We start from the raw sequence: 15,610 nt of genomic DNA on the forward strand, positions 1-15,610 counted from the left end.
TAATATTAATTATAATTTTAATGGAGACATCTCATTAAATTAAGATACATAAGAAAAAATGAAATTTTAGGAGGACAATATGTACAGAAGTGATGTAGAAACAATCAACAAATTAGCAGAAAAAAAAGTGAGATATGCTGATGAGCAGCCAGGAAAATATATTGGGAGATCTGTATTAACAGGATTTTATATAATGGTAGCTATAATACTATCTTATACAACTGGAGGAATAATGTATCCTGTATCACATGAAGTTGCTAAGATAATAGTTGCTTCAACATTCTGTTTTGCTATAGCTATGATTGTGTTCTTAAGTGGTGAATTATTTACTGGAAATAACTTTGTTATGTGTGTTGGAATGTATGAAAAAAGAGTTACATTAGCTAAATCTTTAAAAATATGGGCTTATAGCTTTTTAGGAAATGCAATAGGATTAATAATATTTGGATATTTATTTATAAAAAGTGGTGCATCTTTAAGTGCAATTCAAAATTATGTTGAGCCACTTGTAGCTTCAAAATTAGAATTATCAATTCCTCAAATGATTTTAAGAGGGGCTCTATGTAACTTTAGTGTTTGTTTAGCATATTTAAGTGGAATAAAAATGAAAACAGAATTTGGAAAACTTGCAATGATGTTCTTTGCAGTATTTACATTTATAATAGCTGGATTTGAACATAGTATTGCAAATGTAGGAGTATTTGCAGTAGGATACTTTGCATTAGGCGGACTTCCAATGATGTTAGTGTTAAAGAACCTTTTCTTTGTAGTTATTGGAAACATAATCGGTGGTGGTATACTTCTAGCATTACCAATAGTGTATATATCTACAGAAGAATAAATAATTTTATAAAGTGGATGGTTAAGTATCTAACCATCCACTTTTATTTTAGACAATCTAGATATAATCATGATAGTATATTAGTTGTCTAAAAAATAAATTGGAGAGAGGCAAATGATAAAAATTAAATTAGAAAAAAATAAAAGCGGAAAAATATTATTTAAATTAAAAATTAAAGAGTGTGATATAAATAATTTATTCAAAAGAGCAATTATGGAATCAAAGAAGTTAAAAGAGGGATCAAGATATGATTATGAAGTTCCTCTAAGATTCTTTTTCCCTATATATAAAAATTATGATAAAGAAAAAATAAATATAGATCGATATAGTTTAGTAAGCTATTTAGAGTTTTCAGATGAATTTGATGAAAGATATTATAATGAAATAGAGGCAACACCAAAATATATGAGAAAATGGAGAGAAGAAGGCTGCCCTAATATATATAAAATAACTATAGATAAAGAAACAAAAGAAATAAGAAAAGATATAGCATTTAAGAAGACACCAGTAATAATAAAAAATATACACCTATAAGAATATATGTATAAATCTATAATTATGTGTATATAGCAATTATGTGGTTCGAATAAATAGAGGGGAGTTATTATGGACAAAAAAAGTATAAGAAAAAATATATTAGAAGCAAGAAATAATCTAGATACACATGAAAAGAAAAAGATGGATAATATAATTGAAAAAAAATTTCTGAATAGTAAAGAATATATATGTGCTAAAAATATATTTATTTATATATCATATGGTTCAGAAATAAATACTAAAAATATAATATTAAAAGCAATTAAAGATAATAAAAATGTATATGTACCAAGAACAGAAATAAAGACTAGGAATATGGATGCAGTAAACATTATTTCGTTCGATAAATTAATAAGGAATGCTTATGGAATTTTAGAACCATCAAATGAAGAATTATCTATTGATCCAAATGAATTGGATTTAATAGTTGTTCCTGGAGTTGCTTTTGATAACAATAAAGGCAGAATGGGATATGGTGCAGGGTATTATGATAGATATTTTAGTAAGATTAGCGAGAAATATTATAAGCGAATAAATAAAGTTGCATTGGCTTATGATTTTCAAATAATTGATCATGTTCCAATGGATAAGAATGATGTACCAGTTGACTCTATAATAACAACTTCTAAAATTATATTATAAGTTTATTACAAGCTTTAATATAAACTAAATTTTCTATATGCATGTAGTACAACGAATTAAGGTGGAAATTTATGAAGAAAGGAAATTTTTTTTATTTAAAAAATACTAGTTTAAGCGAATACTATACAGATATAATAAAGGCTCAATGCGCCTCTGATAAGTATCCAATGATAACTAAAATATTATTAAGAAAAATAGTAGAAGACATTGTTAGAAAAGTTGCCAAAAAGTATGGTATATATTCAAAGGAAAATATGAGAAATTTAATTACAAGTATAAAGTATAATTTTAATATATGTTTTCCTGAACAAATATGTAAATGTATTAATACAATACGATTCAATGGGATAAATAAAGAAAATTATGATATTGAGAATGCAAAAATATTTAATTCTACAGATCTTTTAAAAATGGCAAATAGAATATTTATATGGTATATAAAGGACATTGAAAAAGTATCTGATTTTAATGAAGATGATGCTGTAATCATTTTACCGAATAATTTGGACTTAAGTAAAGAAGAATTGGAAAAAACTATAGATGATATAGTGAGTAAAGAAAATCAAATAAATGCTCTTAGAGAAAGGGTTATAGATTTAGCTAATAATTCTCAAAATGTTAGTGGATTGAATAGAGTTGTGATTGCTATAAAAGAGGAAAAAGCTCTTTTAGAAGAAAAAAAGGAGTATTTATCTGAAGAAATTAAAATTTATGAAGATAGTATCTTGGATATAGAATCAAGTTATGAAAGTGAAATGAAAGAACTTAACACATTGAGAAGTGAATGGGATAAGATTCAGACGTTAATAAGCGAGAAGGAAGATAAGTTAGTAAAAGTTGAAATAAATAATCAAGATTTCAAGATGCTAGCAAGCAATTTCGAGGGTAATAAAGATGAAATAATAAAATATGAGTTATTAATAAATGAATCATTAGATAAGTTAAGAAAAGGATATAAGAATCTTAGTATCTTATGTAAGGAATATAAAGACATTTTGGCAACAATCACCTTTTCTTATAAGGATGAATATAAGAATGACTTGATAGGGAAAGAAAGTAGGACAAGAATAAATATAAATAAAGAAGATAAGCTTTTTGAAGAGGAAATGATTATATATTTCAACAATATAGATGAAGCTAATAAGAATGTCAGAGTTTTAAAGAAGATTTTAAATGATCAAATAACCAAACAAATTAAATATTATGAGTTTTATAAAGGATTCTTAAATTTAAGGGGGAATTCTCTTAAGCGATTGTATGTACTAAGTAATAAATTCAGTGTACAATCAATTCTAATGAATACAGCAAAGAATATATTTGGAATACCTGATAAAGAAGGAATTGATGAATATATAAATAAAAAGATAGAAGAAATTTCAGATGTTTCTGATGCAGAAATAAAATTGCATATCTATTATAGATTGATTAATATAGCTAAGGTTGAAGTAAAATGTGTGTGTAATAGAAAAGGTTTCACAGAAAATTTAGATAATATAGTACAGAAAGCACATGAATTTTTAAAAAGCAGAGAATGGGTTAAGGGATATTCGGATTATCTAAAAGCTATAAGTATTTATTATTTACAAAGAATAACAAATAATATTAAATCAAATTACTATAATAATCAAATAGTAATGCAATCTAATTTAATAGACGATATATTTAATAACATTAAAAAATTTAATGAAGAAGAAAAAAAATATATTTATCAGGGATTAAACGTATTAGTTGTTGATGAGATTAATATTAGGAATAGTATTAGTTCTGATATATTTAGATTTATTAATGTTCTTTGTAGTATGGATAGCAAATTTGCATATGCTTTAGCTTGTGGATTACTATTTAAACTATATTATTCTAATAATGATTTAGGTTTAGAGGCTATAATTACTAATGGAAGTTTACTTAAAGAGTTTTTAGAAAAAAGAGTAATTGTTGATTTATTTATTTCAGAAGGAGGATTATCGCTTAATAAATTTGAGGCAAAGCAGGAAGCTTTATTGCCACTTTTCGTATTTATGGTTACATGTGCAGATAAGATTATAGAGGAATTCACAGATTTAGAATCCTATAATGAAATATCTGATTTTTGGATATTAAAGCAACAGCAGTATAATGATTTAATTATATATGAGAAAAAAAGCCAAATGTCTTTAATAAAATTAGTTAATGAGAAGAAAAAATTAGAGCTAGATACTGAAAAAAATTCTAAAGATTATATTGTAATGAGTAATAAATATGTAAAAGATTTAGATAAATTTAAAAAGAATGTATTATCATCAGACAAAATTAAGTATTTGCCATCATATTTGAATTATACAAATTTAATAGCTCAAAAAGAAGAACATGATCAAACAATAGATGAAATGAAAGAAAAGCTTGGAGCAATTAAAAGCGCTATGTCAACTGGAATATGGAAAGCGCAGAATGCTAAGTATGTTAATGATGCTAATATAAATAATGTAGAAAAATTGCTTATTGAAGAAGCAAAGAGAAGTATGCATTTTAAAAATGAATACCAAGAAATTATTCATCTTCAAAATACTATAGACGGTATAAATGATTTAGCTTTGGAATTAAAAGAATCATTAAAAATTAAAGAAAAAGAATTAAAAGATACAAAAGAGAAGCTTGAAGAATGTAGGAAACAAATCCAAGTAATTAAAAATATATATCCAGACATGGAAGCATCATATTGGGTATAAATAAATTGATATTAACTTAGATGAATATTTAATGTATAATTAATATGATTTATTTATAACAAGGGGGCTATATATTATGAATATAGAAACTAAATGTTTGCATGAAGGGTATCATCCTAAAAATGGAGAACCAGTTGCATTACCTATATACCAGAGTACAACATATAGATATAATAGTACAGATGAAATTGGTCAATTATTTGATTTAACAGCTGATGGGCATATGTACTCACGTATATCTAATCCAACAGTTGCAGCTGTAGAAGAGAAAATAGCATCATTAGAAGGTGGAATTGGAGCCCTTTGTACTACATCTGGACAAGCTGCTGCATTAATAAGTATATTGAATATACTTAATGCAGGTGATCATATAGTAAGTGCAGCAACAATTTATGGGGGAACAATAAATCTTTTTGCAGTTACTCTTAAAAAGTTTGGGATTGAATGTACATTTGTAGATGCAGATGCATCAGAAGAAGAAATACAAAAAGCATTTAAACCTAATACTAAAGTGGTGTTTGGTGAGACAATAGCAAATCCAGCAATAGCAATATTTGATATTGAAAAATTTGCAAAAATAGCACATAAGAATCATGTGCCGCTTATTGTAGATAATACATTTGCAACGCCTATTCTTTGTAGACCAATAGAATTTGGAGCTGATATAGTAATTCATTCAACAACAAAATATATGGATGGACATGCGGTTCAAATAGGTGGAGTAATTGTTGATAGTGGAAATTTCAATTGGGATAATGGTAAATTTAAAGAACTGGTTGAACCAGATGAATCTTATCATGGTGTTATGTATACTAGAGATTTTGGAAAAGCAGCTTATATAACTAAAGCAAGAGTTCAATTAATGAGAGATTTAGGATGTTATCCTTCTGCCCAAGCAGCCTTTCTGCTAAATTTAGGACTTGAAACTCTTCCAGTAAGAATAGAAAAGCATTGTAGCAATGCAGAAAAGGTAGCACAATTCTTAAATTCTAATGATAAAGTAGAATTTGTTAATTATCCAACAATTGATGGGAATAAATATGCTGATTTAGCTAAAAAGTATTTATCTAAGGGATGCAGTGGAGTAATATCATTTTCTATAAAAGGACCACGTGAAAATGCCATAAAGTTTATGGATAGTTTAAAATTAGCTGAAAATGTAGTTCATGTAGCTGATATACGTACATGTGTATTACATCCAGCAAGTTCAACACATAGACAACTTAATGATGAGCAGCTTGTTGCAGCGGGAATAACTCCTGGACTTGTAAGAATATCTGTGGGATTAGAAAATATTGAAGATATAATTGAAGATGTTAAACAGGCACTAGAAGAAGTTTAAAATATAAAAGGCTAATGATGGCTAATGATTGTCATTGTTAGTTTTTTGTTTTTTTAAACTATAATTTTTTATTTTACAGTGTATATATTTAGAAAATAGAAGAAACACACAATGTGTGGCTCAAATTTTATTTAAAGCATAGAGTTAGGAGAATTGGTATGGAAAACGTAGAATATTTAAAAATTAATTTACCAGAAGATGTAATGAAATTAAAATGTAATGGCAATTTTGATGAAGAAGAAAAGTTAATTAACAGTCTTATGAAAAGAGATATTCCAGAAGTATTAAAGAAAAAATTATGCCTAGAGAAAGAGATTATAAAAATAATTAAGGGGGAGTATCCATATACATTTGAAGAAGCTCTTAAAGTTGGAAAAGAAAATATAGAAGACTTTACAGAAGAGGAATTAATAATGTTAAAAGAGGATGGTACTGCAGATTGGATTTTTATTAATGGTGAAGTTTATTTTCAAGATAGCTTTTGTGAAACTATTATAAAGACAAGAGAAGAGTTCGCGAAGAGAGCTATGGATAAAGATAAAATAAATAATAATGAAAAAGAGTATGAATTTTTAAATAATATAATAAGAGAAATAAAAGAAAAAGGCACTAAATCATATTTTGTTCATTTAAGGAGTAAAATGAAAATAAAAGATGATTCTATAAAGGAAGGCAAACAAATAAAAGTTCATATTCCTATTCCTGCTAAATCAAAACAATTAAGTGATATTAAGATAATAAATACTGTCCCAGAAGCTAAAAATATGAATGATGAAGATTATAAACAAAGAACTGTTTATTTTGAGGAAAATATAACAGATAATAATAGAGAATTTTCAGTGGAGTATTCATATAAAAGCACCGTAAATTATGTGGAGCTTAAACCTGAAGAAGTAAGTGATATACAGCCTGATTTTGAAATAAATGAACTGCCACCACATATAATGTTTACCCCATATATAAGAGAGTTATGTAAAGAAATCGTTAAAGATGAAAAAAATCCGCTAATAAAAGCAAAAAAGATTTATGAATTTGTAACAACAAAAGTAAAATATTCATTTGTAAGAGAATATTTTACAATAGAAAATATAGCAGAATATGCTGGACTTAATTTAAAAGGAGATTGTGGAGTTCAAGCTATACTCTTCATAACATTATGTAGATGTGCTGGAATACCTGCAAAATGGCAGTCAGGATTATTTGCATCACCTTTATCAGTAGGTTGTCATGATTGGGCACAATTTTATATAGCACCATATGGATGGTTGTTTGCAGATCCTTCTTTTGGAGGTTCTGCATATAGAAAAGGAGATAAAGAAAGATGGAAGTTCTATTTTGGAAATATAGATCCGTTTAGAATGGTTGCAAATTCAGAATTTCAGTATGAATTATATCCAAGTAAGAAGTTTTTAAGGATAGATCCATATGATAATCAAAGAGGAGAAGCTGAATACGAGCATATGGGATTAGGCAAAGAAGCATTAGAAGTAACAAGAGAAACTATAGAATTTAAAGAATTATAATATAAACATAAGCTGAATAACAAGTGTTATTCAGCTTATGTTTTAGCTAATATTAATGAACATAGTTATTATTCTATTTAACAGAACTTTAATATAAACTTAATTGGAACTTTATGAGAATGGAATATTATATATATTGGAAATAATATAATTCATAAGTTTATAGGAGGAAAAATGATTAAATTTAATAGTATAAGAACAAAGATCCTCATATTCTTAATTCCAATTTTATTGCTAGCATTCACAACAATATCAACATTAGGATATAAATTTGCTAGTAATTCTTTAAGTAGTAGTAATTTAGAAATAATGAAGGAGATGACAAAAGTAGCTGCAAGTAAGGCCAATGATAGAATAAATGGAGAGATTGATAATATAGAAGCATTGGCTTGTACTCCTATTATGACAAATAAAGAAATTAGTATTGAAGAAAAGGTGAACTTTCTAAAGAAAACAGCAGAAAAGAAAGGCCTTATTGAGATGAGTGTAGGGGACAAAGAAGGAAACTTTATAACTACATCAGGTAAAATAAAGAATACTAAAACATCTCAAAGTTATATTAATTCTATGACAGGAATAAGTTCTATAACGAATCCATATTTAGATCCTGAAACGAATAAAAAAGTTGTAACATATTCAGCACCCATAGTAGATTCAGAAAATGAAGTTATAGGAATGATAACATCAACTAAGGATTGTAGTGATTTTATATCATTAGTTGATGAAATAAAATTTTTAGAGACAGGCAGTATAATTATTGTAGATAGTTATGGAAATATTATAGTTTCAAGCGATAGTGAAATGATTAAAGAAAATAAGAATATTACAGATATGAAATCTGAAAATGAAGTTTTAGACAAACTAAATAACATAGGAAAGAGTATGATTATAGCTACTGATTGTGGTATAGGAAAATATAATTATGGTGGTAAGTTTAGATATATGTCATATACACCTATAGGGAATACAGGGCTCTCATTAGGAATTACAGTTGAAGAACAAGATTTGTTTAAAGCATTAAGTGGATTAAAATTAGTAGATGTTATAGCAACAATAATAATGATGGTTATTATATCAAGTATTATAATAATTTTTTTATTTAGGGTTACTAAAAAGCTAATAATAGCTAAAAATTATGTTGATACTATAGCAAATGGAGATTTTGAGAGCAGGTTAAATGAAAAATTTCTTAAAGGAAAAGATGAAATAAGTGAGATTTGTAGAAGCGTAAATAATGCTAAAGAGTCTGTAGGAAATATGATAAAATCTGTTAGAGATAACGCACATAAAGTTAAAAATGAATCATCAGATTTATCGGAAATTTCTTCAGAATTATCAATGTTTACTAATGAAATATCATTATCAATAGGACGTGTTGCGGGTAGCACAGCTAAACAGGATAATGAATTTAAAGGCATAATGAATACACTAGGTATGTTTAGTGAAAAGTTTGATATTATAAAATCGAATATTAATTCAATAAATAGAAGAGTTCTTATAGTAAATGATAAAGCAAGTAGTGGAAATAAAAATATTGAAGATTTAAATGATGGAATTGAAAATGTGAATTCTACTTTTGAAGTCTTTTCTAATAGTGTAAATCAAATAGAAGAGCAAATGATGACGGTAAATAGAATCACAGATATTATAAATGGAATTGCGGAACAAACAGATCTTTTAGCATTAAATGCAGCCATTGAAGCAGCTAGGGCAGGAGAGGCAGGAAGAGGATTTAATGTAGTAGCAAATGAGATAAGAAAGCTTGCTGAGCAAAGTAAAGACTCATCTCACAGTATATATAAGATAATAAATGGATTAATGATTATGACAAAAGAAATAGTTAGTGATTCTAAGGAAATGGAAAAAGAATTAGAGTTGCAAAGAAAAATAATATACGATGTTTTGAGTTCATTTTCAGAAATTAATATATTAGTTAAAGAAATAGCACCTAAAATATCTAACATAGATGCTGAGTTTGCCAATATAACAAATAGCAAAGAAGATATAGTTAAAACAGTTGATGAATTATCAGATATGGTTGAAGACACATCTAAATCAATAGATCAAATAACAATTTCTGCTATTGATTTATCTAAACTTGGTGATAAAGTAAGTCAAAAAGCAGATTTACTATTAAATGAATCTGATTCATTAACAGAAGAAGTCAAGCAGTTTAAAGTCAATGAAGAAATTTTAGACAATGAAGAAAATAATATGGGGAACATTATAGATGATGAATTGGATAAAGAGGAAACAATTGATGAATGTAATTTAGAAGAAGATAAGCTAATAAGTTAAGTAATAAAAATTGGCCGCCTCACTATTTAGTAAGGCGGTCATTATTTTTATCTTTCTTTATTTTTAACTTCAGTAACAATTCTTTCAACGAATGCATCTAGGTTCATAGCACCTTCATCATCGTTCTTTCTACTTCTTACAGAAACTTCGTTGTTTTGAGCTTCTTTTTCACCAACAACTAGGATATAAGGAGTTCTTTCAAGTCTAGCTTCTCTAATCTTGTAACCAATTTTTTCTGCTCTATAATCAGTTTCAACTCTTATTCCATTATCTCTTAGTTTTCTAGTAACAGATTCTGCATAATCATTATATTTATCAGAGATTGGTAATACTTTAACTTGAGTTGGAGAAAGCCATGTTGGGAATGCACCAGCATATTTTTCTATAAGCATAGCTAAAGTTCTTTCATAACATCCAATTGATGATCTATGAATGATATATGGACGTTTCTTTTCACCATTCTTATCAATGTAAGTCATATCAAATCTTTCAGCTAAAGCAAAGTCTATTTGTACTGTAATTATTGTATCTTCTTTACCATGAACATTCTTAAATTGAATATCAAGTTTTGGACCATAGAATGCAGCTTCATCATCAGCTTCAACATAATCTATATTTAAATGATTTAAAATAGTTCTCATTATATCTTGAGTTTTATTCCAAGCTTCTGGATCATTAATATATTTTTCAGTATTATTTGGATCCCATTTTGAGAATCTATAGCTTATATCATCTGATATTCCTAGAGTATCCATTATATATTTTATTAATTCAACTACTCCTTTGAATTCATCTTCTAATTGTTCTGGAGTAACTATTAAATGCCCGTCAGATAAAGTGAATTGTCTAACTCTTATAAGACCATGCATTTCACCAGAAGCCTCATTTCTAAATAGAGTAGAAGTTTCACCATATCTTATTGGTAGATCTCTATAGCTGTGTTGTTCAGCATTATATATAGTATATTGGAATGGGCAAGTCATAGGTCTTAAAGCAAATATTTCATCATCTTTTTCTTCATCACCTAATACAAACATTCCATCTTTGTAGTGATCCCAGTGACCAGATACTTTATATAAATCACTCTTAGCCATAAATGGAGTTTTAGTTAAAACATAACCTCTTTTTTCTTCTTCATCTTCAACCCATCTTTGAAGAATTTGAATTATTTTAGCTCCCTTTGGCATTAATAAAGGAAGACCTTGACCTACCTTTTCATCAGTAGTAAATAATTTAAGTTCTCTACCTAACTTATTATGATCTCTCTTTTTAGCTTCTTCTAATGCTTCTAAGAATGAATCAAGTTCTGATTTCTTTAAGAAAGCAGTTCCATATATTCTTGTAAGCATCTTGTTCTTTTCATCACCTTTCCAATAAGCACCAGCACTTCTAGTAAGTTTGATTGCTTTTATTGGTTTTAATGACATAACGTGAGGACCAGCACAAAGATCAGTGAAATCACCCATTTTATAGAATGAAATTACTTCATCTTCAGGAAGATCATTAATTAATTCTACCTTATAAGGTTCATCTTTCATTAATTCTAAAGCTTCATTTTTTGGAAGCTCAAATCTTGTTATTTCAGGATTTTCTTTGATTATTTTTTGCATTTCAGCTTCAAGTTTTTCTAAGTCTTGAGTAGTAAATGCAGTTTCTCTATCAAAATCATAATAGAATCCATTAGAGATAGAAGGCCCTATAGCTAATTTTGTTTCAGGGAATAATCTTTTAACAGCATAAGCTAAGACATGTGATACACTATGTCTTACAGCATCTTTACCCTCTTGAGAATCAAAAGTACAAATACTTAATTCAACATCCTCATTAATAATTTTTCTTAAATCACAAACTTCACCATTTACTATTCCACAAAAAGCATTTCTAGCTAATCCTTCGCTTATTGATTTAGCAATGTCAAGAACTGATATTTCAGCTTCAAATTCTTTAATAGAACCGTCTTTTAAAGTAACTTTTATCATTGTTTAAGACTCCTTTCAAAAATATGAAATTAATTGTTTTATATGATGTTTATAATAATTTACAAAATAAAAACTCCGTCTCAAAAATATAGAGACGAAGTAATATCCGTGGTTCCACTCTAATTACCTAAAATAAGATATAAAATAATATAACTATATTAGGTCACTTAAATTTATCGTAACGTGATAAAAACGGGCTTTATTAGAGCCACTCAGAGGTGGTTTTCAGACTAAATTTATTTAAGAATAATCACACCAGCATATTCTCTCTCTGAAAATAAGATTTTAGCTTACTGTCCTCATCAACGTGTTATCATATTATTTTTTATTATAATCATTAGATGTTTTTATGTCAATAATTCTAGAAAATATTAAAAAATAAGGAGCATCAAAAATATTATAAGATTTGATGGCTCCTAACTTGTACATTAATCTATATTATTAATTAATCTATCTAAGGTTAAATTAACTATCATATCTTCAGAATATAGTTTTCCACCCATAATCTTTAATATAACATCATTCTTTTTATAGCCCTCTTTATATAATTTTAAATCTTTAGTTATTCTTTTTAGGGCATTATTTGGTAAGTTAAGTTCTAATGATAATTCCTTAAAAGAGTAGTATTCTTTTCTTAACATATAAAGTAATTTATTCTGTAATTCTAATTTATATCTAATGTCCACTTCTTTACAATGATGAGGACCGCACTTTCCTCTATGATGTCTTGGACACAGATATTTATAGTTTAACTCTATATCAAGTCCACCTTCACTTCTATGAACAATATGGTGTATGTCAGCTGGTGCATTGCATATTTCACATAAAGGCAATAGTTTATCCTCCTTAGAATTTTGATAAAATTGATTTTTTATTATTAAACTTAACCTATAATATTATAAATTAATGAATAAAAAATATCAATTTTATTATATCATTATGGTTAGAATTAATAATATGTTACTATATCAAACAATAATTACTAAATAATTACAAGTTAAAATTTACCTTATAAGAAGAGAATTTTAATAAATAAACATGTATATTTAACTTGAATAAACAGTACAATATACTATATAATGTAATTGAAGGAATAAATATAGACCTTTAAATTTAATTAGAAATAAACCACAATAGGACGGTGATTTAGGTGAGAGAAAATTATAATTCCATTAAGTTTTGGGAAAACGTTGTCAGAGAAAATAAAACTATACGTGGGCATATGTTTATGAAGGATTCACCTACAGAGAAATCTTTTTATTTTCATACAATGATGTTCAGTAAAAATAATGGATTGAACAATGTCTGGGGTTATTTTCCTAATACAAAGAGTTTGTTAGGATATATTCAATATTCTTTTTTGCAGGAGTCTTTTTATAAATGGATATATGGAAAATTAAAGACTATAACTAATATTCCTTTTGTGAGTGTTGATAATGTTATAAGAAATGCATCTAAAGATAATATTATAGATAAAGATGTAGTTTCTAAAATGAAAGAAGACTATGAATTTTTATCAAAGCTTTGGGAAATGAGGTCTTCAAATATTCAAAGAGAATTAAAGAAATTTTCAAGAGCTTTTAATAAAAAATGGATGGGAGATAATGAGGAATTTATATATATAAAATTCTTTACAACTCCTGAAGAGTTAGCTGACTTTGTAATTTCTTCTAGTGTAATGACAAGTACAGAAGAGGAATTAGAAGAGAAGTTGGGAATGTCAATTGATGAATGGAAAGAAATTAGTAGAACAGCTATTGGTAATAAAGTAAATGGAGAAAAATTTAGAAAGGTTTTGCTTAGAAAACTTACAGAGGTATTTTAAATATGTATGAATAAAAGATGAGTAGTGACTTACTCATCTTTTATTTAATAAATTTAGTCAATAGAAGCTATACTTTGAGCAGAGATACCCAGTTTTTCACCAGTAAATCCTAAACCTTCTTCAGTAGTAGCCTTAATGTTAACTTGGTTTCTATTTATATTAAGAGCATTTGATATATTAACAACCATGTTATCTATATAAGGTAACATTTTAGGGGCTTGAGCTATTATAGTAGCATCTATATTATTTATTTTATAACCGGATTCTGAAATTAGTTTAGCAGTTTCTTTTAATAAAACCATGCTTGAAACTCCTTTATAATTTTCATCAGTATCTGGAAAATGTTTACCTATATCGCCTAAAGCGCAGGCACCTAAAATTGAATCAATTATGGCATGAATAAGAACATCAGCGTCAGAATGACCTAATAGTCCTTTTTCATATGGTATTTCAACACCGCCTATAATTAATTTTCTATCTTCAACTAATTTATGAACATCGTATCCTAATCCAACTCTCATACTTTCACCTCTGATTTATTATTATTATTATTTTTATTTTTATTTTATCACAAAAAATAAATTTCATGAAAAATTAGTTAGATATACGTTGTTTATTTAAATGCTGATTACATTGAGATTTATGCTTGACTTTAAATTTATTAAATATGAAATTAACAATTCTGTAGAAAATGAAAGATATAAAATTAACTCTTCTTTTTTTTGTGAAATTTACGTAGATAACTTTTTTTCTCATAAAATGCTCCATAATAATTGATTTAGAACTAACTTATAATTTTCTATGTTATAATAATATAATATGAGCGAAGTTGTATTTTGATATCAATGTGTGAGGTATATAAATAATGGAAAATATAAAATTTATGAAGGATAAATACGAATTTACTTCTGCTTCACCAATTATATTAATGGATTCAGCAGATAGGGATAATAGAAATGAACAAATTAATTTATTAATAGAAGATTTAAATATGTATAATGTTTTTCTTAAGGATTTAGTTAATTTTCCTTTAAAAGAAAAGGAAAGAAATATAGCTTTAAATATTGCTTATTATATTATTGAGAATGAGGAATTAAGAGATAATTTAAATTTAAGTAGACATTTAAATATACCTAAATTATCAAGAGCAACCAAAATAAAAAGTGATTACATAAAAAAATGGAAAGATTATATTGTTGCATATTTTATTATAATAAATAACCCTGAATATAAGTTTATACAAGAATATTTAAAAATTAAGTTAAAGCAAAGAAACAGAGAAACAAGACATAATATTATTAAGCAGAAGACATATAGGGGAATAATAATAAAATTACTATTACATAATTCAGCATGCATATTAACTTCAACAGGAGAATTTAAAAAAATAAAATTAAAGGGTGAATTAACTTTAGGGGCTGTGGGTGAAGGTAAGAAAAAAATTGGATCAGCAATATATAAAATACCTGTATGTATTTTACTTTTATTCTTAATGATATTTGGTTTTAACATATATTCAAAGTATACAACAGCTAGCAGTATAATAGTTGTTCAAACTACATCTAATATAAAGTTGCATGTCAATATATATGATAGGGTAATTTATTCACATTCTCCAACAGAAAAAGGGAAGGTACTGGTTTCAAATTTAGATGCGGAAAATAGAAAAATTGATGATGTAATAACAGATATTTTAAAATATGGTTTAAAAAATGAAATGGTAAGTAAAGAAAATACTGTGTATATAACCGTCGCAGGACAACCGTTAAAATATGGAGAATTATCAGAGACTAATAAATTTATAATAGAAAATGATATAAAGGTCGTTATCAATAATTCAGGGGTTCAGCAGAAATTAGAAGATAATATTAATGAAAAATAAAAGAATAGAACAAGATATGTAAAGTATATCTTGTTC

The 15,610-nt window shown here is 26.8% G+C and carries 12 protein-coding genes and 1 other annotated feature; of the genes, 9 read left to right on the plus strand and 3 right to left on the minus strand.

The features are described from left to right. Window positions 1-79 precede the first annotated feature (79 nt). The 7 genes from CNEONATNEC86_RS01710 to CNEONATNEC86_RS01740 all read left to right on the plus strand — a co-directional run bounded on the left by CNEONATNEC86_RS01710 (window position 80) and on the right by CNEONATNEC86_RS01740 (window position 9,888). A complete protein-coding gene (locus CNEONATNEC86_RS01710) occupies window positions 80-841 on the plus strand; it encodes a formate/nitrite transporter family protein (RefSeq protein WP_125149653.1) in 762 nt (253 codons plus the stop codon). 114 nt (window positions 842-955) lie between these two features. After that, entirely contained in the window at window positions 956-1,375 is a 420-nt protein-coding gene (locus tag CNEONATNEC86_RS01715) for a hypothetical protein (RefSeq protein ID WP_058293466.1), read from the plus strand. Between the two features lie 72 nt (window positions 1,376-1,447). Further along, complete coding sequence (locus CNEONATNEC86_RS01720) at window positions 1,448-2,020, plus strand: 5-formyltetrahydrofolate cyclo-ligase (RefSeq protein ID WP_058293465.1); 573 nt, start codon at window positions 1,448-1,450, stop codon at window positions 2,018-2,020. A gap of 71 nt (window positions 2,021-2,091) precedes the next feature. Beyond that, complete coding sequence (locus CNEONATNEC86_RS01725; protein WP_159135437.1) at window positions 2,092-4,725, plus strand: coiled-coil domain-containing protein; 2,634 nt, start codon at window positions 2,092-2,094, stop codon at window positions 4,723-4,725. Between the two features lie 76 nt (window positions 4,726-4,801). Further along, window positions 4,802-6,067: an O-acetylhomoserine aminocarboxypropyltransferase/cysteine synthase family protein gene (locus CNEONATNEC86_RS01730; protein WP_159135438.1), complete on the plus strand. Its 1,266-nt coding sequence runs from the start codon at window positions 4,802-4,804 to the stop codon at window positions 6,065-6,067. Window positions 6,068-6,225: 158 nt separating this feature from the next. Continuing rightward, window positions 6,226-7,590, plus strand: coding sequence for a transglutaminase-like domain-containing protein (locus tag CNEONATNEC86_RS01735; protein ID WP_159135439.1), 1,365 nt, complete (start codon window positions 6,226-6,228; stop codon window positions 7,588-7,590). Window positions 7,591-7,764: 174 nt separating this feature from the next. Continuing rightward, on the plus strand, window positions 7,765-9,888 hold the full coding sequence (locus CNEONATNEC86_RS01740; RefSeq protein WP_159135440.1) for a methyl-accepting chemotaxis protein: 2,124 nt from the start codon (window positions 7,765-7,767) through the stop codon (window positions 9,886-9,888). Between the two features lie 47 nt (window positions 9,889-9,935). Here the strand turns inward: CNEONATNEC86_RS01740 and thrS are convergent, their stop codons facing one another. After that, entirely contained in the window at window positions 9,936-11,867 is a 1,932-nt protein-coding gene (gene thrS, locus CNEONATNEC86_RS01745) for a threonine--tRNA ligase (protein WP_159135441.1), read from the minus strand. A gap of 87 nt (window positions 11,868-11,954) precedes the next feature. Next, window positions 11,955-12,182, minus strand: a binding site (T-box leader). Between the two features lie 113 nt (window positions 12,183-12,295). Then, complete coding sequence (locus CNEONATNEC86_RS01750; RefSeq protein ID WP_058293459.1) at window positions 12,296-12,700, minus strand: HNH endonuclease; 405 nt, start codon at window positions 12,698-12,700, stop codon at window positions 12,296-12,298. Window positions 12,701-13,017: 317 nt separating this feature from the next. Here CNEONATNEC86_RS01750 and CNEONATNEC86_RS01755 point away from each other — a divergent pair, with 317 nt between their 5' ends. Continuing rightward, window positions 13,018-13,692, plus strand: a complete 675-nt coding sequence (locus CNEONATNEC86_RS01755) for a hypothetical protein (RefSeq protein WP_058293458.1) — start codon at window positions 13,018-13,020, stop codon at window positions 13,690-13,692. A gap of 53 nt (window positions 13,693-13,745) precedes the next feature. Here CNEONATNEC86_RS01755 and ispF read toward each other — a convergent pair whose 3' ends face one another. Continuing rightward, window positions 13,746-14,213, minus strand: coding sequence for a 2-C-methyl-D-erythritol 2,4-cyclodiphosphate synthase (gene ispF / locus CNEONATNEC86_RS01760; protein ID WP_058293457.1), 468 nt, complete (start codon window positions 14,211-14,213; stop codon window positions 13,746-13,748). A gap of 344 nt (window positions 14,214-14,557) precedes the next feature. Between ispF and CNEONATNEC86_RS01765 the strand changes: the two genes are divergently transcribed. Continuing rightward, the gene (locus tag CNEONATNEC86_RS01765) at window positions 14,558-15,574 is read left to right on the plus strand and encodes an anti-sigma factor domain-containing protein (RefSeq protein WP_058293456.1); all 1,017 of its coding nucleotides are present in this window, start codon (window positions 14,558-14,560) and stop codon (window positions 15,572-15,574) included. Window positions 15,575-15,610: the final 36 nt, after the last annotated feature.

The sequence above is a fragment of the Clostridium neonatale genome (genome assembly GCF_900465025.1).
Lineage (GTDB): Bacteria > Bacillota > Clostridia > Clostridiales > Clostridiaceae > Clostridium > Clostridium neonatale.

What these genes read in the sequence shown, in the direction of transcription:
- CNEONATNEC86_RS01735 (WP_159135439.1), top strand. Translation starts at nt 6,226, where the DNA reads ATGGAAAACGTAGAATATTTAAAAATTAATTTACCAGAAGATGTAATG.
- CNEONATNEC86_RS01730 (WP_159135438.1), top strand. Translation starts at nt 4,802, where the DNA reads ATGAATATAGAAACTAAATGTTTGCATGAAGGGTATCATCCTAAAAAT.
- ispF (WP_058293457.1), bottom strand. Translation starts at nt 14,213, where the DNA reads ATGAGAGTTGGATTAGGATACGATGTTCATAAATTAGTTGAAGATAGA.
- CNEONATNEC86_RS01740 (WP_159135440.1), top strand. Translation starts at nt 7,765, where the DNA reads ATGATTAAATTTAATAGTATAAGAACAAAGATCCTCATATTCTTAATT.
- CNEONATNEC86_RS01710 (WP_125149653.1), top strand. Translation starts at nt 80, where the DNA reads ATGTACAGAAGTGATGTAGAAACAATCAACAAATTAGCAGAAAAAAAA.
- CNEONATNEC86_RS01725 (WP_159135437.1), top strand. Translation starts at nt 2,092, where the DNA reads ATGAAGAAAGGAAATTTTTTTTATTTAAAAAATACTAGTTTAAGCGAA.
- CNEONATNEC86_RS01765 (WP_058293456.1), top strand. Translation starts at nt 14,558, where the DNA reads ATGGAAAATATAAAATTTATGAAGGATAAATACGAATTTACTTCTGCT.
- CNEONATNEC86_RS01715 (WP_058293466.1), top strand. Translation starts at nt 956, where the DNA reads ATGATAAAAATTAAATTAGAAAAAAATAAAAGCGGAAAAATATTATTT.
- thrS (WP_159135441.1), bottom strand. Translation starts at nt 11,867, where the DNA reads ATGATAAAAGTTACTTTAAAAGACGGTTCTATTAAAGAATTTGAAGCT.
- CNEONATNEC86_RS01720 (WP_058293465.1), top strand. Translation starts at nt 1,448, where the DNA reads ATGGACAAAAAAAGTATAAGAAAAAATATATTAGAAGCAAGAAATAAT.